This is a genomic window from Phyllobacterium ifriqiyense, from assembly GCF_030817885.1.
GTDB classification, from domain to species: Bacteria; Pseudomonadota; Alphaproteobacteria; order Rhizobiales; family Rhizobiaceae; genus Phyllobacterium; species Phyllobacterium ifriqiyense.
Map to the genome: position 1 here is coordinate 1,785,438 of NZ_JAUSZT010000003.1, position 22,869 is coordinate 1,808,306.

General features: G+C 53.3%; 23 protein-coding genes. 11 read left to right on the forward strand and 12 right to left on the reverse strand.

Going from position 1 to position 22,869, the window contains the following annotated elements; genetic code table 11:
• Positions 1-467: 467 nt before the first annotated feature.
• From QFZ34_RS16330 to QFZ34_RS16340, 3 genes are all read left to right on the forward strand, one after another.
• Positions 468-1,145, forward strand: a complete 678-nt coding sequence (locus tag QFZ34_RS16330; protein WP_115055249.1) for a response regulator transcription factor — start codon at positions 468-470, stop codon at positions 1,143-1,145.
• Positions 1,135-2,541: a sensor histidine kinase gene (locus QFZ34_RS16335; RefSeq protein WP_307282899.1), complete on the forward strand. Its 1,407-nt coding sequence runs from the start codon at positions 1,135-1,137 to the stop codon at positions 2,539-2,541. The genes QFZ34_RS16330 and QFZ34_RS16335 overlap by 11 nt, the downstream gene beginning before the upstream one ends.
• A 247-nt stretch (positions 2,542-2,788) precedes the next feature.
• Positions 2,789-3,883, forward strand: coding sequence for an ABC transporter substrate-binding protein (locus QFZ34_RS16340; protein ID WP_307282902.1), 1,095 nt, complete (start codon positions 2,789-2,791; stop codon positions 3,881-3,883).
• 182 nt (positions 3,884-4,065) lie between these two features.
• Here QFZ34_RS16340 and xseA read toward each other — a convergent pair whose 3' ends face one another.
• The gene (xseA, locus tag QFZ34_RS16345; RefSeq protein WP_307282905.1) at positions 4,066-5,649 is read right to left on the reverse strand and encodes an exodeoxyribonuclease VII large subunit; all 1,584 of its coding nucleotides are present in this window, start codon (positions 5,647-5,649) and stop codon (positions 4,066-4,068) included.
• 117 nt (positions 5,650-5,766) lie between these two features.
• Here xseA and QFZ34_RS16350 point away from each other — a divergent pair, with 117 nt between their 5' ends.
• Positions 5,767-6,357 carry a DUF2585 domain-containing protein gene (locus tag QFZ34_RS16350; RefSeq protein WP_115055245.1) on the forward strand — a complete coding sequence of 197 codons (591 nt, stop codon included), beginning with the start codon at positions 5,767-5,769 and terminating at the stop codon, positions 6,355-6,357.
• Here QFZ34_RS16350 and QFZ34_RS16355 read toward each other — a convergent pair whose 3' ends face one another.
• Positions 6,358-7,314, reverse strand: coding sequence for a LysR substrate-binding domain-containing protein (locus QFZ34_RS16355; RefSeq protein WP_115055244.1), 957 nt, complete (start codon positions 7,312-7,314; stop codon positions 6,358-6,360).
• Between the two features lie 201 nt (positions 7,315-7,515).
• Here QFZ34_RS16355 and QFZ34_RS16360 point away from each other — a divergent pair, with 201 nt between their 5' ends.
• Positions 7,516-7,797 carry a YjiS-like domain-containing protein gene (locus QFZ34_RS16360; protein ID WP_307282911.1) on the forward strand — a complete coding sequence of 94 codons (282 nt, stop codon included), beginning with the start codon at positions 7,516-7,518 and terminating at the stop codon, positions 7,795-7,797.
• Between the two features lie 123 nt (positions 7,798-7,920).
• On the opposite strand, the gene QFZ34_RS16365 is transcribed toward QFZ34_RS16360, so the two are convergent.
• The 6 genes from QFZ34_RS16365 to QFZ34_RS16390 form a co-directional block, all read right to left on the reverse strand.
• Positions 7,921-8,892 (reverse strand): DUF937 domain-containing protein, encoded by a 972-nt coding sequence (locus tag QFZ34_RS16365; protein WP_307282914.1) that lies wholly within the window; start codon positions 8,890-8,892, stop codon positions 7,921-7,923.
• 76 nt (positions 8,893-8,968) lie between these two features.
• Complete coding sequence (locus tag QFZ34_RS16370) at positions 8,969-9,907, reverse strand: phosphoribosylaminoimidazolesuccinocarboxamide synthase (protein ID WP_307282917.1); 939 nt, start codon at positions 9,905-9,907, stop codon at positions 8,969-8,971.
• Positions 9,908-9,989: 82 nt separating this feature from the next.
• Complete coding sequence (locus QFZ34_RS16375) at positions 9,990-10,733, reverse strand: SDR family oxidoreductase (RefSeq protein WP_115055240.1); 744 nt, start codon at positions 10,731-10,733, stop codon at positions 9,990-9,992.
• Positions 10,734-10,750: 17 nt separating this feature from the next.
• On the reverse strand, positions 10,751-12,124 hold the full coding sequence (locus QFZ34_RS16380; protein ID WP_115055239.1) for a glutamate--cysteine ligase: 1,374 nt from the start codon (positions 12,122-12,124) through the stop codon (positions 10,751-10,753).
• Positions 12,125-12,228: 104 nt separating this feature from the next.
• Positions 12,229-12,963, reverse strand: coding sequence for a 16S rRNA (uracil(1498)-N(3))-methyltransferase (locus tag QFZ34_RS16385; protein WP_307286387.1), 735 nt, complete (start codon positions 12,961-12,963; stop codon positions 12,229-12,231).
• 15 nt (positions 12,964-12,978) lie between these two features.
• The gene (locus tag QFZ34_RS16390) at positions 12,979-13,416 is read right to left on the reverse strand and encodes an Lrp/AsnC family transcriptional regulator (protein WP_307282926.1); all 438 of its coding nucleotides are present in this window, start codon (positions 13,414-13,416) and stop codon (positions 12,979-12,981) included.
• Between the two features lie 133 nt (positions 13,417-13,549).
• Here QFZ34_RS16390 and QFZ34_RS16395 point away from each other — a divergent pair, with 133 nt between their 5' ends.
• Complete coding sequence (locus QFZ34_RS16395; RefSeq protein WP_307282930.1) at positions 13,550-14,449, forward strand: DMT family transporter; 900 nt, start codon at positions 13,550-13,552, stop codon at positions 14,447-14,449.
• Positions 14,450-14,453: 4 nt separating this feature from the next.
• Here QFZ34_RS16395 and QFZ34_RS16400 read toward each other — a convergent pair whose 3' ends face one another.
• Positions 14,454-15,059: a hypothetical protein gene (locus tag QFZ34_RS16400; RefSeq protein ID WP_307286390.1), complete on the reverse strand. Its 606-nt coding sequence runs from the start codon at positions 15,057-15,059 to the stop codon at positions 14,454-14,456.
• 67 nt (positions 15,060-15,126) lie between these two features.
• Here QFZ34_RS16400 and QFZ34_RS16405 point away from each other — a divergent pair, with 67 nt between their 5' ends.
• Complete coding sequence (locus QFZ34_RS16405; protein WP_307282933.1) at positions 15,127-15,828, forward strand: type 1 glutamine amidotransferase; 702 nt, start codon at positions 15,127-15,129, stop codon at positions 15,826-15,828.
• 321 nt (positions 15,829-16,149) lie between these two features.
• Here the strand turns inward: QFZ34_RS16405 and QFZ34_RS16410 are convergent, their stop codons facing one another.
• Both QFZ34_RS16410 and QFZ34_RS16415 read right to left on the reverse strand, forming a co-directional pair.
• The gene (locus QFZ34_RS16410; RefSeq protein WP_307282936.1) at positions 16,150-16,581 is read right to left on the reverse strand and encodes a metallophosphoesterase family protein; all 432 of its coding nucleotides are present in this window, start codon (positions 16,579-16,581) and stop codon (positions 16,150-16,152) included.
• Positions 16,523-16,888 carry a metallophosphoesterase gene (locus QFZ34_RS16415; RefSeq protein ID WP_307282938.1) on the reverse strand — a complete coding sequence of 122 codons (366 nt, stop codon included), beginning with the start codon at positions 16,886-16,888 and terminating at the stop codon, positions 16,523-16,525. The genes QFZ34_RS16410 and QFZ34_RS16415 overlap by 59 nt, the downstream gene beginning before the upstream one ends.
• Before the next feature lie 158 nt (positions 16,889-17,046).
• On the opposite strand from QFZ34_RS16415, the gene QFZ34_RS16420 reads away from it, so the two are divergent.
• From QFZ34_RS16420 to glcF, 3 genes are read left to right on the forward strand one after another with little or no spacing between them, the layout of a single operon-like run.
• Positions 17,047-18,543 (forward strand): FAD-linked oxidase C-terminal domain-containing protein, encoded by a 1,497-nt coding sequence (locus tag QFZ34_RS16420; protein ID WP_307282941.1) that lies wholly within the window; start codon positions 17,047-17,049, stop codon positions 18,541-18,543.
• A gap of 2 nt (positions 18,544-18,545) precedes the next feature.
• On the forward strand, positions 18,546-19,757 hold the full coding sequence (gene glcE / locus QFZ34_RS16425) for a glycolate oxidase subunit GlcE (protein ID WP_307282943.1): 1,212 nt from the start codon (positions 18,546-18,548) through the stop codon (positions 19,755-19,757).
• Between the two features lies 1 nt (position 19,758).
• Positions 19,759-21,090, forward strand: a complete 1,332-nt coding sequence (gene glcF, locus QFZ34_RS16430) for a glycolate oxidase subunit GlcF (protein ID WP_307282947.1) — start codon at positions 19,759-19,761, stop codon at positions 21,088-21,090.
• A 71-nt stretch (positions 21,091-21,161) separates the two neighbouring features.
• Here the strand turns inward: glcF and QFZ34_RS16435 are convergent, their stop codons facing one another.
• Positions 21,162-21,950, reverse strand: coding sequence for a L,D-transpeptidase (locus QFZ34_RS16435; RefSeq protein WP_307282950.1), 789 nt, complete (start codon positions 21,948-21,950; stop codon positions 21,162-21,164).
• Between the two features lie 190 nt (positions 21,951-22,140).
• Between QFZ34_RS16435 and QFZ34_RS16440 the strand changes: the two genes are divergently transcribed.
• A complete protein-coding gene (locus QFZ34_RS16440; protein ID WP_307282953.1) occupies positions 22,141-22,788 on the forward strand; it encodes a DNA-3-methyladenine glycosylase I in 648 nt (215 codons plus the stop codon).
• Positions 22,789-22,869 lie beyond the last annotated feature (81 nt).

Here is a 22,869-nt window from a genome sequence, read left to right on the forward strand (position 1 = left end):
TAATACTCTGAGTGCCGCCGTCCAGCCCTGAAGAGTTTCGCATTAGACGAATTGACACTTTAGCAATGGTCGATGAGATGCTATATTTGTTCTTGGAGTGGGGCGAACTTTCGTCCGCCCCTTTCCTCATTTCGTAAAGTGAACCCGGATCGTGAGTGACCAGCTCGTCCGGGTTCTTTTTACGATGAGGGTAATGCTAAGCGGTTTTGGCCACATAGCTTACCTCCAAGTTTGAGAGCAAGGCTGATGCCGCAGTCAAGGAAGCCAATCTTCCTTGATGCACTTGGCTGGCTCAATGCTGCTGCTTCTGCGCTCAAAATCGAATAAGCGTCTGACCCATCGCCTGAATTCACACATGCTGCAACGAATGCAGGGTTGCAATCATCTATGCTGGCTGGGTTGAGCAGTTGCGCGGGCGGCAATCGATACTGTTTGCGGGCTTTTCTGTTTCGTGCCAATGAAACACCATGCGCATATTGCTGGTAGAAGACACGCACGATGTGGGAGAAGCGATCGTCAAGCGCTTTGAAGCGACTGGCCATGCCGTCGATTGGGAAACCAACGGGCGTAATGCGGCGGAAATAATTGATTTTACCGAATACGCGCTCATCATTCTTGACGTCATGCTGCCGGGCATGGACGGTTTTGAAATTCTCAAATCAATCCGCAAGTCGGGAAATGCCGTTCCCGTGCTGATCCTCACGGCCAGATCGGAAATTGACGACCGCGTGAGCGCACTTGATCTTGGCGCGGACGACTATCTGGTCAAGCCATTCGACTTCCGCGAATTGGAGGCCCGTGCCCGCGTTTTAATGCGTCGCCATGGTGGCGGGGAAGCGACCAACCTTATCAAATGCGGCGATATTGCCGTGGATCGCGCCACGCGTTCTGTCCATGTGGGCAAGCGTGAAATACAGTTGAAGCGGCGCGAGCTGACTTTGCTGGAGGTATTGGTCGCCAGGCCGGGCCGCGTTTTCAGCAAGGATGAATTGCTCGACCAGATTTTCGGATTCGATGAGGCGGCCAATGCCAATGCCATCGAACTCTATATTGGCCGTTTGCGCAAAAAACTTGATGGAGCAAAAGCCCGCATCGTCACTGTTCGCGGCTTGGGTTATCAATTGGTGTCCGGCGATGCTGCCTGAAATGCGCGCAACCCAACCTTCGCTGTTCGCGCGCCTTGCAAGGCGCATTTCGCTGGTTCTTGGTGTTGGAGCAGCTCTGCTGGTCAGCGCCGCCTGGTATTATGCCGACACCGCCGCGGACAAGGCCTATGACCGTCTGCTTGTGGGCGCTGCGCTGCAAATGGCGGAAAGCCTGGCAGTTGAAGATGGAAAGCTCAGTGTTCGCCTTCCGGCCTCGGCTTTCGAGCTCCTCGGTCTTGCCGATCGTGACCGGATTTTCTACCGCGTCATCGATACCAATGGCGAAACGCTTACCGGCTATGACGACCTTGAGAGTCCGCGCGCTCCGGAAAGCAATGATGATGCAATGCGTGTCGAAGAGGGCACTTATAAGGGAGAGGATGTTCGCATTACCCGCGCCACCCGCGTTCTCGCTGATCCAGCCGTTACGGGCCGCGCCTATGTCATCGTCGCACAGACCAATGAAGCGCGATCGGCATTGACCCGCGAACTCACTTTGCGCGCGACTATATTGGTGATCGTCATGAGCCTTCTGGCATTTGTCGGGGCCATGCTTGCCATTCGTTATGCGCTCAAGCCTGTCGAACATTTGGGGACGGAAGTCCGCGGCCGCGATCCGCATGATTTGACACCAGTTTCTGTCGATGTGCCGCGCGAACTTGATCCATTTGTCGGTTCAATCAATCATTTCATGGGTCGTCTTGGTGAGCGGGTCGACCTGCTGCAGCGCTTCATCGCCGATGCCGCTCATCAGATACGCACCCCGCTTACCGCACTTAATGCCCAGATTGATCTGCTTGGTTCAGGGAAAATGAGTAAAGCAGACCGCCAGCATTTTGATCGTGTCAAGGAACGCACGGACGAGTTATCCCGCTTGACCAATCAATTGCTCAGCCATGCCATGGTTGTTCATCGCGCCGATTCTGTGCAACTGGAACCGATCAGTCTCGTTGATGTGGCTCGGCGCGCTTGGCGTGCGGCTGTGCCCATTACTGTTGATCCGGATATTGTCGTTTCCTTCGAGGCGCCGGAGAACCGCCCCTTTGTCCTGGGCGATGCGGTCAGCCTTCGCGAGGCGATTGTCAACGTCATTGATAATGCGCTGCGTCATGGCACTCGTAATCGTCTGGAAGTGCGGGTCAATGCGGACCAAACGCACGCCTTTGTCGAGGTCGAAGATGATGGGCCAGGCATCCCACCGGAAGGGTGGGAAAAGGCGATGCAGCGTTTCTCGACCTCGAAATCGCACGAAGGCGGCTCCGGACTCGGCTTCGCGATCGCACAGGAAGTTGCCAAGGCTCATGGCGGAAGCCTGAGTTTCCGTCCACGCAATGAACGCGGTTTCGTTGTGGTTTTAACACTGCCGCTCCACCAGAAAGAGCAAACCGCAGATTAGTCCTCACCATTGCTTATAAAAAAGACAGGCCCTGAAGAGCCTGCAAGTTGCCGCAGCGGGGACCAGGTTGCGGGGGAGCTGTGATGGGATCATACAGCCACCTTCAAATCTGCCATTGGCTCCAACTTTGTGCGTGGTGAGCCCCGTCGAACCACGCATAACGCCCTTGCCATCCTGAGCTTGTCTTGCGCTTTAGAACAGCAACCTCGTATATGCCTATATTGGCAACTTGGCTGGGAGCCGGAAGATGATCAAACGCCTATGTGTTGCGCTAGCCGCAGCATTCATTGCGGCGCCCGCCTTTGCCGCAGATAATACAATCCGCTTTCCTGCCTTGCAGACAGAAACCGGTCGCTTGACCATTTATTCGGCCACAGACCTTGTTGTCATGAAGCCGTTGATTGATGACTTTCAAACCATTTGGCCGGACGTAACTGTCGACGTTATCGATTACCTGACCAATGAACTCAGCGTGCGTGCTGCCGAGGCCTGCCGCAAACAGCAGCCGCTCGGCGATCTTCTGCTGTCATCATCCGTGGATCAACTTGTGAAACTGGCCAATGATGGCTGTGCAACGGCCCATACCTCACCCGAAACCGCTCGCGTTGCCGACTGGGCAAATTGGAGGGATGAGGTTTTTGGGTTCACTTACGAACCGGCCGTCTTTGTATATAATAATATCAAGGTGCCGCCGGGCGACGTGCCGCGCACCCATGTCGAGCTTGCAGATCTGCTGCGCGAGAAACTCGATACCTATCGTGGACGTGTCGGAACCTATGATATCCGCCTGTCCGGCATTGGATATTTGTTGGCATTTAATGATGCCCGTCAGACAACAGCCGTGTTTGGCCGGTTGCTGGAAGGCATGGCGCGCGCCTCTGCCGTGGCTCGTTGCTGCACGGGCGAAATCCTTGAGGAAGTTGCCAAGGGCAATCTCTATATCGGCTATAATATGCTCGGTTCCTATGCCTATGAGGCGGCACGTCGCTATCCGCAATTAAAAGTTGTCGTTCCTCGTGATTACACTTTGGTGTTGAGTCGTGGTGCCCTGATTCCGAAAGGCGCGAAACGTGCCGATCTTGCCGCAAGATTTCTGGATTATCTCCTCTCGCAGCAGGGGCAATCGGTTGCAAAAAACAATGCGTTTTACTTTACCGAAACCGGCAGCCTGCCGCCCGGTGTTGATGGCCCGCAAAACTTGAAGGAGTCGGGTATTGCGCAGCCGATCCGCATTGGACCTGCCTTGCTGGCGGTGCAGGACAGAGCGCAACGTCAGCGTTTCATTGATGATTGGTCGCAATCACTGATTGAACTGAACAGCCCGTCATGGAATCGGGAATAGATAAAACGGTTTTGGAAAATCAATGTTTGCTTTTAGCTAACTGTAAGCCCTGTCTCAGACAGGTTTTGCGCCAAACAACTGCGTTTCAAACAAAGTTTGAAGCTTTTTGCCGAAGAATGGCTGATTTTTGCTGAAAAATTTCCATCATGGCGAGTAAAATAGTTGTGGCGACGCGAGTAGAGCTAGAAAAGTGATCCCTGCGAACCGCCCGGGACAGGTGTTTTCTTGATGGCTGCAGGCTTCTCGATTTTTGGCTGTGCAGGCTTTGCATCGCCGTCTTTTGCCAATGCCTGAATGTCTCCATCCTGAAACCGGAGCGTCAAATCATCGCCAGCAGCGATACCCGAGGCGCGCTTGATCGGCGTTCCGGAAGGATCGAGAACGATAGCAAAACCACGCTCCAGAATGCTTGTATGAGACAAGCCATTCAGCAGCCGCCATTGTTCGTCCCTGCGGCGTTTGGCGCGGTCAAGCAGAAGCTTTACAGCTTGGATCTGGCGTCGGTCGAGCTGCTGCAAATGTTGCCTGCCGCGCTCGGCCAGACGTGACGTCTGTTCTATGGAAAGCCTGACTGAGCGGCGCGCGAAATTGGCACGCCTGTCCCGCACAAGAATCTCGACGGCACGCGGCAGGCGAGCGGATAAAGCACTGATTTCACGACGCTTTTCACGAAATTTCTGTTCGAGAAGGCGCGGGGACAATTGGCGTGCAGCCCCATCAAACTCACCGCGTTTTTTCTGCGTATTGGCTTGCAAGGCACGGCCCAGCCTCGCCGCGGTTTCGTCAAAACGACGTCTTGGCAATGCCAGTAACTGGTCTGCCGAGGGCAGGGCTCTCGCCAAGGCCCTTTGTGCCTGCCGCCGCCGGTCGAGATAGCGCGACATGCCTGAGGAAAGCCTTGCGCCAAGCGTTGCAAGATGGGCAACCAGGTCGGCTTTTACAGGCACTGCCATCTCTGCGGCCCCAGTGGGTGTCGGGGCGCGAACATCGGCGGCCAGGTCAATCAATGTCCAATCGGTCTCATGACCAACAGCGGAAATGATAGGTATATGCGAGGCAGCGACGGCTCTCACCACCACCTCATCATTGAAGCCCCAAAGGTCTTCAAGGCTTCCTCCTCCGCGCGCCACGATCAGGACGTCCGGCTGCGGGAAAACAGCGCTATTGGCTAAGCTATTGAAACCATTGACAGCATTGGCAACCTCATTGCCGGAAGTCTCACCTTGTACGCGCACCGGCCAGACCAGAACGTGCAGCGGAAAGCGGTCTGTTATGCGGTGAATAATATCGCGAATGACTGCACCTGTAGGTGACGTCACGACGCCGATAATCCGTGGCATATAAGGCAAAAGCTGCTTGGCGGTACTGTCGAAAAGTCCTTCTGCACCAAGCTTGCGTTTCCGCTCTTCAAGAAGCGCCATCAGAGCCCCGGCACCGGCTGGCTCCATTTGTTCGATGACAATCTGATATTTTGAAGAACCGGGGTAAGTGGTCAATTTGCCGGTAGCGATCACTTCCATGCCTTCTTCAGGCTGAAAGCGCATACGGCTCATGGAGCCGCGCCAAACAACAGCTTCAATACGCGCCTTGTCATCCTTCAGGGAAAAATAGACATGCCCCGAAGAATGCGGTCCCCGATAACCGGAAATCTCACCCCGAACCCGAACATGGCCGAATGTATCCTCGACGGTACGCTTCAACGCCCCCGAAATTTCAGACACGGTATATTCGGCAACATTGGATGTGGTTTCGAGTTTTTCAGTCATATTCCATTCCTATCGGGACGATGGCGGAAATCAACCTTCCATAATCTCCGATTGCATTCTCAGCGGCAGACGAATAACGCCTATGGGAGAATGTATAGGGGAAAGAGGGAACACCATATGCCTGCAGTTGCATATATACAGAAAAAAAGCCCGAATTTGCGTTACTATTTGCTGTTAGGTGCGCTTATGATCGCTGTTGCGGCGGTGATTTTGCTGCTCATGGGCCGCAACCCCATCTGTACTTGCGGGACGGTAAAATTATGGGTGAGTGACACAAACTCTTCGGACAATTCGCAGCATATCGCCGATTGGTATACGCTTTCCCATATCATTCACGGCTTTTTGTTTTACGGGATTCTCTGGCTTGCAGCCCGCAAAAGGCCAGTCGGGCAGCGTCTTCTCGGAGCCATTTTCATAGAGGCAGCCTGGGAAATATTTGAAAATACCGAGATGGTCATAAGCCGCTATCGCGAAGCGACCATTGCGCTTGGCTATGTTGGTGACAGCGTGCTGAACTCCGTCAGCGATATTCTGTTTATGGTGCTCGGCTTTTTCTTTGCCGCGCGTGCGCCAATCTGGCTGACAATCGTTTTGGCGATCATATTTGAGTTGCTGGCTGGGTGGGTTATCCGCGACAACCTCACCCTTAATATTGTCATGTTGCTCTATCCGCTTGATGCAATCAAAGCCTGGCAGGGCGGATTATAATTACCAACCCGGGACAAGTTCGGTCGAGCGGACTTGTCTCATGCGCTGATTGACCGGCACTGGAACTGCCGCTTGTGTCATGCTGACCGGCGTTGGCATGGACAGATTATCAAGACTTTCAACAATGTGCTGCACCAACGCATCAACAATGGCGGAAGGCTTTGTGTGACCGCGCATGATGCCGATTCCAAACTCTGGAAGACGGCCAAATCCATCGGCCTCCGTTAGAACCCGCATACCCGGTCGCAACGCACATTCCGGTAGAATTGACACGGCAAGCCCGGCGAGAACAGCCGCGGCAAGAACTGTTGCGGACCAGCTGGTAAAGAGAATGCGATAGTCGTGATGCATCGAGTCGAGCACATCGACAGCTGCTGCGCGCCATATGCAGGTGGGTCGACCCACTGCCAGCGGCAGAACCACCTCCTCATGCACATTATGATTTGCGGACGTCACCCATAGGAGCTGTTCGCTACGCACGACCTCAGAGCGGCGCTGTTCGTCGCATTGAGTAACCAGCGCAATATCCAACTGGCCCTTGCGGATCATCTCATCAAGATTGACCGTTGGCTCACAGACAACGGATAGTTCGACACGCGGATTCGAGCGCGAGAAACGCGCCATGATTTCGGGTAGAAAACGATCTGCATAGTCGTCTGGAGTGCCGATGCGGATATGACCCTGCAACTGCGTATCATCAAAAGCTGCAATGGTTTCATTGTTTAGCTGCAGCATGCGCCGTGCATATGCAAGAAGCCGCTCGCCATCCTCGGTCAGACGGTTCGTGCGGCCATCGCGTTCGAAAAGCGCCTTCGAAACACGTTCTTCCAAGCGCCTCATCTGCATCGATACAGCCGATTGAGTCTTGTTGACCTTATCGGCTGCCTTGGTGAAGCTTCCCAAGTCGGCTATGGCTGTGAATGTCTGCAACTGGTCGAGATCAAGCGGTGCGCTCATGACAGGTTCCCAAGGCTGTTGACTCATCATTATTATTGAACGTTTACATTAAAAACATTCGTTTGAATAATCAATCCTTCTGTATCATTCTAAAGATGTTCAGGAAACGCTGGTGTCTAACGGACATTGAGCGTGCTGCGCGGAAAATGGTTTTTCGCGTGATTTAACTTCTGATCGCTGCCGTTCAAAGGAGTACGGGCGATGACAACAACAACGAGAATGACTGAAGTAACTGGTTTCACCGGCACGATCGCATCGCTTGCGTCGCTGGCTGTCAGCTTTGTCAACCGAATGATTGTTGCCCGCCGGAACCGTAAAACGATTTTGAGTCTTGGCGAATGGAACGATTCAATGCTGCATGACATTGGTGTCACGCGTGCGGATCTCCATTCCGCCATTGGAACATCGCTGCTGGATGATCCGAGCGAAAGGCTGGGAGCGCTTGCAGACGTGCGCTCACGCGTTCGTAGTGCAACCAGATAGTATGATTTGACTGTTTAGCAGGCGCCCATTCACGCCGGAATCCCCTCCCGGCGCTCCGCCTGCCTCCTGCCCGGCCCATTTTGCATATGCAATTTGGCCGGGCTTTTTCTTATCGTGCCTGACCTATTTGTGGCGGTCCATTCCCCGCATATATTGGTCGAAAATGGATTCCATGCCCTTCTGATATTGCTCGTTGGTCTTACGGCCCGTATCGAACATCTGGCCTAGAATATCTTTCAAAGGATTATCGGAAGGAGGCGCAGACGCAGTTTCCGGCTCTGGCGCGGGTTCTGGCTGCGGAGTCGATCGCTTTTGCGTCGCGCCACCAAGCATTTCTTCAAAGATTTTGCCTAAAGGATTATCGCCAAAGGGATTTTGGCATGCGCCCGGCTGCTGTTGGTTTTGCTGTGAGGTTTTTGGAGCTGCACTGCCAGGAATTCCCCCACGCATCATTTCCTCAAAGATCTTTCCGAGCGGGTTATTGCCGGTGGTACCACCTTGCCCTTGTGGTTGCTGCGTTGCGCCCCCCAGCATTCCTTCGAGAATCTGCCCCCAAGGATTGGCGCTGGGTGCATTTTGTTGCGTGCTGGCAGTCTGGCCTCCACCCCCTTGCCGCATCATCTGCTCGATCAGATCGCCGATTACATTTCCGCCGCCAAGACCGGAGGCGGCAAATTGGCCGGTAGACTTCTTATAGAGCCCGCCCATCAGCATGGAAGCGATAACGGGAAGCATCTCCTTTAGCGTCGTAGTCGCTAGGCCGGTCGTGGCAGCGGCATGGTCAGCTACAGCCCGTGACAAATCCTTGGAGCCAAACAAATGGCCCAGAATATTATTGCCGTCAGCTATACCAGACGAATTGAATGCCGCAGAAGGATTATCAAAATAATTGGCGTGCTGACCCGATGAAAGTGCCTGCACGAAAGCGCCCATGCCCATGGGATCGGCAGTGTTGCGCTGCAGCCCTTGCGAAAATGCGGGCATCAACGCTTCGATAGCGGCAAGCGTTTGCTGTTGGGAAAGATTGAATTGCCGGGAAAGCGCTTCAATATTTTTCCCCCCATCACCCTTTAGAAACATGTCCACGAGATTCATAACGCTGTCCTCCCTCACACTCGGTGTTGAGGAAGACTACCGCCGTAATAATGCGAACATCAACTGATTTGTGAGTCTAGAAAAAGCGCTTCAGATTTTCCCTGATGCGTTGCAATGGATCTGTTGCAGCATCACCGGCTTCAAATTTACGGTCAGTGATTTTCTCATAGGCCTGAATATAGACCTTGGTCGTCGCATCAATGACGTCTTCAGGAATTTCCGGAATATCATCCTTGTATGGATCGCAACGCTCAACGACCCAATTTCGCACGAAATCCTTGTCAAAACTGACAGGGCGCTTGCCCGCTTCGTAGCTATCGGCAAACCAGTAACGGCTGGAATCGGGCGTATGGATTTCATCGGCAAGAACGATATTTCCTGCTTCATCCGTACCGAATTCATATTTGGTGTCGGCAAGGATCAGACCCCGGCTTGTCGCAATTTCCTGGCCGCGTGCAAAGAGCTTCAAAGCGTAGAATGAGATTGTCTCCCATTGTTCTTTGGTTAGCAGCTTTTGCTCGATTATATCTTCAGCAGTCAAAGGCTCGTCGTGACCGCCATCAAATGCTTTGGAAGTTGGCGTGATGATTGGCTCCGGCAGCTTTTCATTGTCCAGCATGCCGTCCGGAAGGGTGAAGCCGTACATTTCACGTCGGCCGGACTTGTATAGTGTCAGGATTGACGTGCCCGTTGTTCCGGCGAGATAGCCACGCACAATGATTTCGACCGGCAAGATAGTAAGCTTGCGGCAGAGCAAAACATTTGGGTCGGGATATTCAATAACGTGGTTGGGACAAATATCCTGCGTTTGCTCAAACTGGAAACGCGCCGTTTGCGTCAAAACCTGCCCTTTGAGCGGTATCGAGGCCAATATACGGTCAAACGCACTGATGCGATCCGTAGCGATAATGATGCGCGTGCCATCCGCAAGATCATAATTCTCGCGAACTTTGCCTTTATAGTAATTTGGAAGCTCGGGGATAAAGGCTTCGGACAGCGCTTTGTGTTTTGCCATGGTTCGTCAATCCGCGTGAATGAGATTGCTCCGCATAACACATATAGCGCGCAACGGGAGTCCTAATTGTCGATATGAACGTTTAACGTCCACCCGTCACGTCGAGCAATGCGCCCGTGACATAGGATGATGCATCGCTTAGTAGCCAGACGATCGATTCCCCAACTTCCTCTGCGGTTCCAGCCCTGCCGAGTGGGGCTGTGGCTCCAAGCCGTTGCGCACGGTCGGGTTGCCCTCCACTGGCGTGAAGGTCGGTCTCGATCAATCCCGGACGCACTGCATTGACGCGAATATTTTCAGAGCCAGCCTCTTTTGCAAGACCAAGTGTCAGGCTGTCCATTGCGCCTTTTGATCCGGCATAATCCACATATTCGAAAGGGCCGCCGATGCGGGCCGCTGCCGAAGATAAAAGCACTATGGAGCCACCATTGCCGCCGCGCGACGGTGCGAGATAGCGTACAGCCTCGCGGGCACACAAATAGGCTCCAAATACATTCACGTCGAAGACACGCCGCATGCGGTCGCTGTCCATATCCATGAGTTTGGAAGCCGGAGCCACGATACCCGCATTGACCACAACGCCATCAAGTCTGCCGAGCTGCTTGGTCTGCTCGAACATTGAAATGACATCAGCCTCAACGGCTACGTCTCCCTGAATGGCTAATGCCTTGCCGCCAGCTGCGATGACGGCCTCCACCACTTCGTCAGCAGCAGCTTTGTTGCTTGCGTAGTTTACGCCAACGGACCAGCCCTTTTGACCAGCGAGAATTGCGGCTGAACGACCAATACCGCGGCTCCCGCCTGTGATCAGAATTGTCTTTGTCATCGGGCTTTTTCCTCTGCTCAGTAGGCATATTCCAGAAATGCGGGTTCGACGGAACTGCCCCAAACTGTGTTGTACTGGGATAACATCTGTTCGGCTGATGTTGTACCACGCGCAACGACTTCTTCCAGCGAAGAGAGATAGTGCGTCTCGTCGAAACCTTCACTATTGAGCATCGCTCTGTTTCGAAGGCCAAGCTTCGAAATAGCCAGCACGTCGCGCGCTATTTCGTGGACGGAACGATTGCGTAATTTGGCTTGAAGGCCCTTGGCGGGAACCTCATCGCGCAATGCCTGAACTTCTTCGTAGCTCCAGTCACGCGTCATGGCTTCCGCTGCATTGAGAGCCTCGGCATCATAGAGCAAACCTACCCAGAACGCGGGCAGGGCGCAGATACGCCGCCATGGTCCACCGTCTGCGCCGCGCATTTCGAGGAAGCGTTTCAGCCGAACCTCGGGAAAAAGCGTTGAAAGATGATTGGCCCAATCACCCATATTGGGCGTGCTTTCCGGTATCGAATCCTTAAGCGCACCATTCATGAATTGCCGGAACGTCACATGGGTACAGTCGTGATAGCGCCCATGACGCATGACAAAATACATCGGGACATCCAGCGCCCATTCAACATAGTCGGCAAAGCCGAAATTTTCGTTGAAGATGAAGGGCAAGACGCCCGAGCGATTATTATCGGTATCCCGCCATATCTCCGAACGCCACGAAAGCAGGCCATTTGGCTTGCCTTCCGTGAAAGGCGACATGGCGAACAGTGCGGTAGCGATGGATTGCAGTTTGACCGAAACCTGCATCTTGCGCCGCATATCGGTCTCCGATGAGAAGTCCAGATTTACCTGGATAGTACAGGTGCGGTACATCATGTTCAGTCCATCCTTGCCAACCTTTGGCATATAATTGGACATGATATTGTACCGGGATTTGGGCATGCGCGGTGTTTCGGCAAGCGTCCATTTCGGGCTGCCGCCAAGACCCAGAAAACGAATGCCGAGGGGTTCGGCAATCTCGCGCACTTGAGCCAAGTGAGCGTTGGATTCGCGGCAAGTCTGATGGATGGAAAGAAGCGGTGCGCCGGAAAGCTCGAACTGCCCGCCCGGTTCAAGCGAAATTGCCCCTTGTCCTGTTGGCTCAACCAGGCCGATAATATTACCTTCGTCAATGATCGGTTCCCAGCCGAGTTTAGACTGCATGCCTTCCAAAATCGCACGAATACCGCGTGGCCCGTCATAGGGAACCGGGCTGTTATGCTCGGTGTAGAAGGGAAATTTCTCGTGTTCCGTCCCGATCCGCCAGGCAGATTCCGGCTTTGATCCTTCCGCGAGATGCGCAGCCAATTCTTCTGTATTGGCGATCCGTGTTTCGTCTGTCGTGTCCCGCGCCATGACTGGTGTTTCCATTATTGAAATATTGTTGGGCGTGATTGGCCATTTTTTGCATGAGAGCGCAAGCAAATTTCATTGATAGATCGATCAACAGAAATTGCTTCTCACCAATCTCCGATTGTCGCCTGAATCAGGGCGAGTGCAGCTACCGCCGCAGTGTCTGCCCGCAAGATGCGCTGACCAAGCGGAATTGCCGTTACAAAAGGCAAGCTGCGTAATCTCTGCCGCTCTTGATCGGAGAAGCCGCCCTCTGGTCCAATGATCACGCCAAGAGGTGTTTTAGGCAATGATTCCAACAGAGGTAGGGGATTATGTGTGTCGTGTCCCTCGTCGCAGAAGATCAACCGCCGCGCGGGGTCCCATTCATCGAGCAATCTTTCCAGTTTCAAAGGTTCGCGCACTGCAGGAATCGCCAAAACTCCACATTGTTCAGCTGCTTCAATTGCATTTGCTTCAATACGCTCAATGCCGATACGCGCCACTTGCGTGTGTTGGGTTATCACTGGTTGCAGAATGCCGGCACCCATTTCAACGGCCTTCTGCACTAGATAATCGAGCCGCCCCTGCTTCAGTGGTGCGAAACAGTAAATCAAATCAGGGATTGCGGGCTGTTCACGGGTCAATTCTACGGGCTCAAAATACAGCTTTTTCTTGCTCTCGAACCGCAAGACGGCACGCCATTCCCCGTCGCGGCCGTTGAAGATAAGAATCTCATCGCCATCCTTCATCCGCAGAACATTGACTAGATAGTTGACTGCTTCCGGTGCAGCATCAGCCTTGCTTCCCGTTCTCAAGTCCGTAGCAACAAAAAGCCGTTGCATCTTATAGTTTGCGCGCATCATTGGCTCCGGGCGTCAGGCGAGGGGTGGCAAGCGGCGTTTTACCGGCGAGGATTTGACAATTGCAGTGTTTGTTTCAGCCTTTTCGGCCAAGCGGTCAAGGATGCCGTCCAATTGCTGCATTGTTCGGAACTGTAATTTGCCGATAAAGCAATCATCACCCGTGACCTTATCGCATTCGGTAATTTCCGGTGTTTCCTGGATCAGCTTTTCCACGATGTGGATCATGCCGGGGAGCGGCCGTACCCGCACAATTGCAGTCAGATTATAGCCTAATGTCTGTGGATCAATATCGACAGTGAAGGCGCGGATGACCTTCTTTTCTTCCAGTCGTCGCAGTCGTTCTGAAACGCTCGGCGATGATAGACCCACTTTTTGGCTGAGCTCTTTCAAAGAGATACGCGCGTCGTCAACCAGAATTTCGATAATGGTCCTGTCGAGTTCATCAAGCATGTTTTTTCCGTAAGGCTCTTAGCTAAAATAGCCTTCATTAAAAAGGTTGAACGCCAATATTCCTGTCTCAAAATCATATCAAATCCCGAAGCCGCCGCATAGTCTGTTCCTTAACAGCTAAGGAGAACAGGCAATGGAAAGAGATATCGTCAGAGGCAGTTTGGAAATGACCGCAGCAATGGTCATTTCCGGTACGATTGGCTGGTTCGTATTGATGTCAGGTCAACCTGTTTTCTCTGTGGTGTTCTGGCGCTGCGCCATAGGCGCGTTGACATTGCTGCTTATTTGCGGCGCTTTGGGTTTGCTTCGCCCTAATGTGATCTCGTTGAAAATTCTGGGACTGGCCATGATAGGCGGTGTCGCAATTGTGCTTAATTGGGTTCTGCTGTTTGCTGCCTACCCGCGCGCATCCATCGCAATCGCCACCACAGTTTATAATGTACAGCCGTTCATGCTCGTCGGTTTGGGAGCCTTAATGTTCAAGGAAAAGCTCACAGTTACAAAGCTGGCGTGGCTGGCACTCGCATTTGCGGGCATGTTGTTGATCGTGCAGGCGAAGCCAGGCGGAATCTATAGCGGATCTGACTACATGGCCGGTATTGCTTTGGCGCTCGGCGCGGCATTTCTCTATGCCATAGCAGCGATCGTCGCCAAACGGTTGAGAGGCACCCCGCCGCATTTGATAGCGCTGATCCAAGTGAGCGTCGGCATTGTGATGCTCGCGCCCCTTGCCGATTTTACTACTCTGCCACAAAGTACGGGCGAGTGGGCGAGCATCATAACCATAGGCATCGTGCATACTGGGCTGATGTATATCCTGCTCTACAGCGCTATACAGAGACTACCCACTCACATTACTGGCTCGCTATCCTTCATTTATCCGGTGGCCGCCATTCTGGTTGATTATTTTGCCTTCGGTCATGCTTTGCAGGCAAGTCAGCTACTAGGCTCAGCGATAACTCTGATTGCCGCTGCCGGAACAAGTCTGGGCTGGAGCTTTCGCAGGCCGGTGATTGTCAATGCAAAAATTTGAAGTCTTATCTCGTAAGCGGTGTGAAGCCTGCTCTGAGAGCCCGAACTGTGGAAGGCGGTGTAAGCAAGGTTGCCTTGGATAATTCGATTTCAGCCGATGAATAGCCTTCCCAAGACCAGAGCAGCGTCTCCCCCTTTCTGACCAGAAAAGCATTGGCTCCGCTGGCCAGCATGGTTCCATCGGGCAGGTCGCGAACTGCGCTTTTGAGTGGGTAGTGTCTTTTGCGGCCCTTTTGATCAAGCCTTTCGCCGTGAAGTATTGCATCCATCTGTGGCGCAGATGGCAGCTCGGTTGCGTTTCCATCAGCCCAGGCCGCTTGAAACTCTTTGGCTCTTTGCCGCTGGCAGTAGAAGCAGGGGCGATGCCCCGCGCTAAGAGCGGTAGCTTCATCGAGAAAGAACAGCTCAGTCCAGCTTCGGCGCGCCATCATATCGCGCCGTACATTCTTGAACTGGCAAACGCAGATGATCCAGGCGCGCGATGACCATCGCCTTTTTAAGAGCGTTTTCGTAGCGGGGTCATGGATAATGCCGCGGTTTCCCATCAGCGAGCCGCGTTGTGTTACAGCAATAATGTCGCCAAAGGGTGTGACACGATTTTGCAGGGGCATCTTGCGGCTTCCGGTCATTAAGTCCTCATGCTATCCGGGAACATAGTCATTACACATCAGGGTCGCCATGCACGTTCTTGTCGTTCAGAATTATCACAATACCGGACTTGGACAGGTTGGCACCGCGTTAAATGAGGCCAATGCCTCGATTGACCTTCGCAGCGCCTATCTTGGCGAAGCTTTGCCGAGCAGCCATGACGATCACGACGCGATTGTCGTCCTTGGCGGTGATCAAAATGCCCTGGCTGACGAAGAATATCCCTATCTCCCGCAACTCGCTGGTCTCATCAAAAAATTTGGCGATGCGGACAAGGCGGTTCTTGGCATATGTCTTGGTAGCCAATTGGTGGCGCGGGGCTATGGCGCTACCAACATTCTTGGCCGTCCAGCGGAATTTGGCTGGCAAGACGTGATCTGCACGGCTGAGGCTGCGTCGGATCCGGTGCTCTCCGCCGTCGAAGAGCGGTTTCCGATCTTTCATTGGCACAGCGATACTTTTACGCTGCCGGAGCAGGCAACACATCTCGCCCTAAGCCAGATGACAACCAATCAAGCCTTCCGGATCGGTCGGGCAGTCTACGGTATCCAATTTCACTTTGAGGCTGACACGCGCCTTGTCGACGAATGGAAACACGTGTTCCATGACCAGATAGTTGAAAGTTATCCGGATTGGCTTGCTAATTATGCCGGTAACGTTGCGAAGGATGGTGCTGCTGCAGACGCAGCAGGGCTCGCTCTGGCTCGTGCGTGGGTAGCGCTGATCGGATAGCGGGCATCCGGCTTTAGTTGCAGCTATGCAACATGTGTATTCTGAATCGCTTCAACGCTGCTCAAATATGTGGAACGTGTCTTCAATTCACTAGTTGGTAACGAGTGTGTCCTTTAGTGGGCACACGCACAACTGGCATCAAGCCAGAACAAAGCTAGCAACGGAAACGCCTAAGATGACCACCAAAAGTGCCGCCCTTTTGACCGCCTTTATGCTGTCAGCTATTTTGTTCATGGGCGTTGGTTTGTTTTCCGTTGATGCTGGCGGGCATCCGGTATCAAGCGATGGATACGGGATAAGCACGTCGTTTCGCCGATAGCCTTATACGGTTGCTTCAAGAAACGTCTTGTTCGGTCCATCGATCATAATCGCGCTAAGCCGTCCGCTGGCATAAGCACCAGTATCCAAATTAATTCGATTTGGCCTGATTTCGACCTCGGTCGCTGGCGTATGCCCGTGGATGATGATTTTTGAATGAGGCCGTTGATCATCCAAAAACTCGGACCTGATCCAGATCAAATCTTCCTGACTCTGTCGTTCAAGCGCAATGCCGGGGCGAATACCGGCGTGGCAGAAGAAAAAATCTCCAAAGACCATTGATCGGGGTAGCCGTCTGATAAAATCCACGTGGCTGTTCGGCACAGCGCGCTTCAATGCTTCATGACCTGATGCGACCGACAGTTCATTGTTGAAATCAATATTCACACCATAGGACAACCCCGTCTGGCGACCGCCCGCAGCGAGCAAAAACACCGTAAGCGTCGCCAGTATTGAGAAAATCAACAAAACCAACTTCGTGATTACCGGCCAGTGCAAGTATTCGATGATTTTTGCGTTGTCCATTAATCAGGAAATCGATGACGCCGCAGGAGTGAAGTCCCCGATCAACATAATCGCCAAGATGCACAACCACCCAATCAAAGGGCGGTGACTTTTCATTCTCCATGTAGATACGTCGATGCATCTCTTGCAAAAGATCAAGCCTGCCATGCACGTCGCCTATGGCATAGACGCGCAATTTATCGGGACCCCGGGCATGTTTGAAATCGACTGTTTTCATGATCCGTCATTGAAAGCTGTTTCGAAATCAAATCTTGGCACGGTTTGATGCTTTGACAAATATGAATGTCTGAATTGACCACTGGAACAGCATGACGCAGTCTAAGCGGATCATTGGGATGTTATAGCTCTTTCCGAAGACTGTGACTGGGAGGAACAATGCCGGGACTTGTTATGCCAAAGGCTGACGAAGCAACCATGTCGCGTCGTGCAGCTATTGTTGCAGCCCTGCAGGCAATTGTTCCGGGCGAAGGCGTCGTTGATGCCACGAACGAAATGCGCGTATTCGAATCGGATGCGCTGACTGCTTATCACCAGTTGCCGCTTGTTGTGGTACTTCCCCAGACCGTGGCGCAGGTCTCGCTCATTCTCAAATATTGCTATGAAAACAATGTGAAGGTTGTTCCGCGCGGCTCTGGCACATCATTGTCTGGTGGGGCTTTACCCCTAGAAGATGCGGTGCTTCTGGTCATGACCCGCTTCAACCGCATTCTTGAGATTGATTACCCCAACAGAACCGCTGTTGTGCAGCCGGGCGTCACCAACCTGGGAATAACCAAGGCAGTAGAACATGAAGGTTTTTATTATGCGCCTGATCCTTCTTCGCAAATTGCCTGTTCGATTGGAGGCAATGTTGCAGAAAATTCCGGCGGCGTTCACTGTCTGAAATACGGGCTGACAGCAAACAATGTTCTGGGTCTGGAGATGGTGCTGATAACCGGCGAAGTCATTCGGCTTGGCGGTAAGCATCTCGATAGCGAAGGCTATGACTTCTTGGGACTCATGACCGGTTCGGAGGGTTTGCTTGGGGTTGTCACTGAAGTTACTGTTCGCATTTTGCAAAAGCCAACGACAGCACGTGCGCTTATGGTAGGCTTTCCTACAAGCGAGCAGGCCGGGCAATGCGTGGCAGAAATTATTGCAGCGGGGATAATTCCAGGTGGTATGGAAATGATGGATCGGCCGGCGATCCACGCGGCCGAAGATTTCGTTCATGCGGGCTACCCTCTTGACGTTGAAGCATTGCTCATTATCGAATTGGACGGGCCGGCCGTCGAGGTTGACCACCTCATCACTATGGTTGAAGCCATCGGTCGCAAGAATGGCGCGACGACTTGCGTCATATCGCAGAGCGAAGAGGAGCGCATGGCATTTTGGGCTGGGCGCAAGGCTGCCTTCCCGGCGGTTGGTCGTATTTCGCCCGACTACCTGTGCATGGATGGCACAATCCCGCGAAAAGAGCTGCCGAAAGTCCTTGCCGGGATGCGCGAGCTTTCTGAGAAATATGGCTTGCGCGTTGCCAATGTTTTCCATGCAGGCGATGGCAATCTCCACCCGCTCATCCTTTATGACGCCAATATCCCGGACGAATTGCACAAGGCAGAAAGCTTTGGTGCGGATATATTGCGGCTTTGCGTGAAAGTCGGGGGCGTATTGACCGGCGAACATGGGGTCGGTGTTGAGAAGCGTGACCTCATGCCGGAAATGTTTAACGAAATCGATCTCAATCAACAGATCCGCGTCAAGTGCGCTTTCGATGAACGGCACTTGTTAAATCCCGGCAAAGTCTTTCCGCAGTTGCATCGTTGTGCGGAGCTTGGCCGGATGCATGTGCATCGAGGTAAGGTGCCATTTCCAGATATACCGAGATTCTGAACTTGAGCACATTCAATCCCCACTCCGAAGATGAGATTGTCGAGATCGTGCAATGGGCGCTGTCTGAACAAGCCCCGATTGAGATCATCGGTCAGGGCTCCAAGCGCGAACTCGGACGTCCTTTGCAAACGGAACACACGATCGCCTTATCAACCTATTCGGGCGTGACACTCTACGAGCCCGACGAGCTCGTGCTGGCGGCAAAGGCCGGAACACCGGTGGCTGAACTGGAAGCACTGCTTGCTGCCAGCGGTCAGGCATTTCAGTTTGAGCCAATGGATTATGGGCCATTGCTTGGTAAAGCTGCGAGGCAGGGCAGTCTTGGCGGCCTTCTTGCTACAAATCTTTGCGGCCCCCGCCGCCTTAAGGCGGGCTCAGCGCGCGATCACGTCTTGGGTGTGCGGGTTGTCTCCGGGCGAGGCGAATTGTTCAAGTCAGGTGGCCGTGTCGTCAAAAACGTGACGGGTTATGATCTTTCGAAAGGCATGGCACATTCGTGGGGAACCTTGGGTGTTGCAACAGAAATCACATTTAAAGTTCTGCCCAAGCCCGAAGCTGAGACCACTCTGGTACTGCGCGGATTAGCCGATGATGAAGCCGCCCGGGCGATGGCGATTGCAATGGGTTCAAGCGGAGAGGTGGCTTCCGCGGCGCATCTACCCGGCAATGTCGCCAGCCGTGTGATTGGCGGTACCCTTCAAGGTGAAGCCTCGACTTTGCTTCGTCTTGAAGGTTTTGCGCCTTCCGTCGCCGATCGCGCGGAAATGCTAAAAAAACTATTGGCGTCAGCGGGTGCGGTTGACACGTTGAGCGAAGATATATCCCGAAATCTGTGGCGCGAAATCCGCGATGTCATACCATTCGCGGATGGAACAGAGCGTCCGGTCTGGCGGGTGTCGATGGCGCCGATGGAGGCTTACAAACTGGTTGCCTCTCTTCGCATGGGCGCGGCGGTCGACGCGTTTTATGACTGGCAGGGCGGCTTGATCTGGCTGCGGATGGAAGGCGATCCGGAGGCAGAGGCTGTCCGTGCGCTTGTTGCAAAGTATGGCGGAGGTCACGCAACATTGGTGCGTGCTTCAGTGGCTCTGCGTGCCGCATTGCCCGTATTCGAACCGCAACCCGCGCCCTTGGCAGCCCTGTCGAAAAGGTTGAAACAACAGTTTGACCCCAGCGGCATATTTAATCCCGGTCGCATGGTTGCAGGAGTGTAGGATGCAAACCAACTTTACTCCCGAGCAATTACTTGATCCCGGTGTCGCAGAGTCGGAAAAGATACTGCGCAAATGTGTGCATTGCGGATTTTGTACCGCGACCTGTCCTACCTATGTCACGCTAGGCAATGAACTCGATAGCCCGCGTGGGCGCATTTACCTGATCAAGGACATGCTTGAAAATGGGAGGGCGGCGGATGAGCAGATCGTCAAGCACGTGGACAGGTGTCTGTCCTGTCTTGCCTGCATGACAACCTGTCCTTCCGGTGTAAATTATATGCACTTGGTGGACAATGCCCGGGCGCATATCGAGAAAACCTATAAACGGCCATTCATCAATCGTCTGACGCGTGCCCTGCTTGCGCTGGTTCTGCCTTATCCGTCGCGTTTCCGCCTTGCATTGACGGCAGCCAGATTTGGCAGGCCGTTGATCCCTCTGTTCAAATCCGTTGCGGCTTTGAAGCCCATGGCTGCAATGCTGGAACTTGCACCCAAATCGCTTGCTGCAAAATCGTCCTATGCAGAAGCGGGTACGCACAAGGCGAAAACAGCAAAAAGGGGACGAGTCGCCATTTTAACCGGCTGCGCGCAGCCAGTCCTTGCCCCCGAAATTAACGAGGCAACGATCCGGCTGCTGACCCGGCTTGGCATTGAGGTAACTGTACCAAAAGGCGAGGGCTGTTGTGGCGCGCTCGTGCACCATATGGGACGCGAGGAAGCTGCCTTGGAAAATGCCCGCCGGAATGTCGATATATGGACGCGCGAGCTAGAGAATGGTGGCCTTGATGCGATCGTCATCACGGCTTCAGGCTGCGGGACGACGATCAAGGATTATGGTTATATGCTGCGACTTGACGCTGCCTATAAAGAGAAAGCCGCACGCATCTCTGCCTTGGCAAAAGATGTTACCGAGTATCTGACAATGCTGGATTTACCAGAGGCTGCGTATCAAACGGGGGTCACAGTCGCCTATCACTCAGCCTGTTCCATGCAGCATGGCCAAAAAATTACCCGTCAGCCTAAGGATTTGCTGAAGGCCGCCGGTTTTATTGTCAAGGAACCCGCTGAAGGTCATCTCTGTTGCGGTTCGGCTGGCACCTATAACATCTTGCAGCCCGAAATCGCCCGCACGCTTCGGAACCGCAAGGTCAAGAATATAGAGGCCACCGGAGCCAGCTTGATTGCAACGGGTAATATAGGTTGCATTACCCAGATTGCGACTGGAACCAGATTGCCGATTGTCCATACGGTAGAGTTGCTGGATTGGGCTTATGGCGGTCCGCAACCTTCCTGCGTCCCGCAAGCCAAGCCTGTGCTTAACATTGCTGAATAAAGGGCAGCGACGCATTCAAAAATGCGCCGCTGCCTTTTCCGGCACCACCCCTGATGCCGGCCCCCGTAACCTTATCTGACGATAACTTTTGTACCAACATTCACCCGCTCATAGAGATCGGTGACGTCTTCGTTGCGCATGCGAATACAGCCGCTCGACACGGACTGACCGATCGTCCATGGCGCATTTGTCCCGTGAATACGGTAAAGCGTGGATCCTAGATAGAGCGCTCGGGCGCCAAGAGGATTTTCAACGCCACCCTCCATATGCGCAGGTAGAATACGGCCCTTGCGTTTCTCACGTTTGATCATCTCGGCTGGCGGGTACCAAGACGGCCATTCTGCTTTGCGACTTATCGTGTTCGTACCGGACCAGCCAAAGCCTTCTTTGCCAACGCCGACGCCGTATCGCTGCGCCGTTCCACCGGCTTCGACCAGGTAGAGAAAACGTTGCGCCGTATCGATGACAATTGTTCCGGGTTGCTCAGGACCATCATAAGCTACGCTCTGCGGCAGGAACTTCGCGTTCATTTCCCGTTTTTTTGGTTTAGCGTCAGTTGATGGAGCGGTGGGGCGCTGAAACGAAACTTCGCGCACAGCAGGATTGGAGCTAAGGTTTTTACGCGCTGCTCGGCGTTCGCGTTGCTTGGCACGTGGGCTTGGCTGCTCGTCAAAGACAACATATCCGCGCGGATTAACCGGTGTGCCGACAGGCCGCTGGCGTAGTTGCATAACCCATGGAGCCGATAAGTCAGGACTCATGACCACAGGCGGGCGGGTAGCATAACGTTCGCTGGCAAATGCGCCGGAGGCGATGGTAAGGCCAATGCAGGATAGCAAAAGCAGGCGCGCAGACTTCATGGAACTCAGTCTCGTAATATAACTCTGCTGACAGGTTTTGTCAGGTTTCGGATTGAGTTTGCCAGTGGCAGGGTAGAAAAAAGTGAACGAGAATCGATAAAGCGCAATTTTGGGCGGAAACCATTTGGTATGGTTACCGAAGCGTGTTGCAAGCTGGTTAATCGCCGGTAAAAAGTAAAGAGGACTGGTTATGACTGAAGATGTTCCCGTGAAGACCGGCCTGATAAAAGGTGATGACGGCGCTACGCGCTGTTTCTGGCCTGGTGCTTTGCCTGAATATATTCGCTACCACGACAATGAATGGGGCAGGCCGGTAACGGACGACACGCGACTGTTTGAAAAAATATGCCTCGAAGGTTTTCAATCCGGGCTTTCATGGCTGACAATTCTGCGCAAGCGCGCGAATTTTCGCGAAGCTTTTGATGGTTTCGACTATCACAAGATCGCCCGGTATACCGATAAGGATGTCGAACGGCTGCTTGGTAATGCTGGCATTATCCGCCATCGCGGCAAGATAAATTCTGCTATCAACAATGCCAATCGCGCTATCGAACTGGTTAAAGAAACCGGCTCGCTTGCCGCCTATTTCTGGTCGTTTGAGCCGCCCGCAGACGAGCGCCCCAAGATTGTCGATTATGCAACCCTCGTGGCCAATCCCACATCACCGACGTCAACGCGTCTTTCCAAGGATTTGAAGAAGCGCGGCTGGAGTTTCGTGGGGCCAACAACAATGTATGCGCATATGCAGGCGATGGGTCTCGTGAATGATCATATCGAGGGCTGCAAATGTCGTCAGGAAATTGAAACCATCCGTGCAAGTTTCAAAAGGCCCAAATAACGTTCAATCCTTGCCCTTGGGAGCCTGATAAGCTAGAGCAAACCCGCTTCGGCAATCAGCTTCATCTCAGGATATCGGATC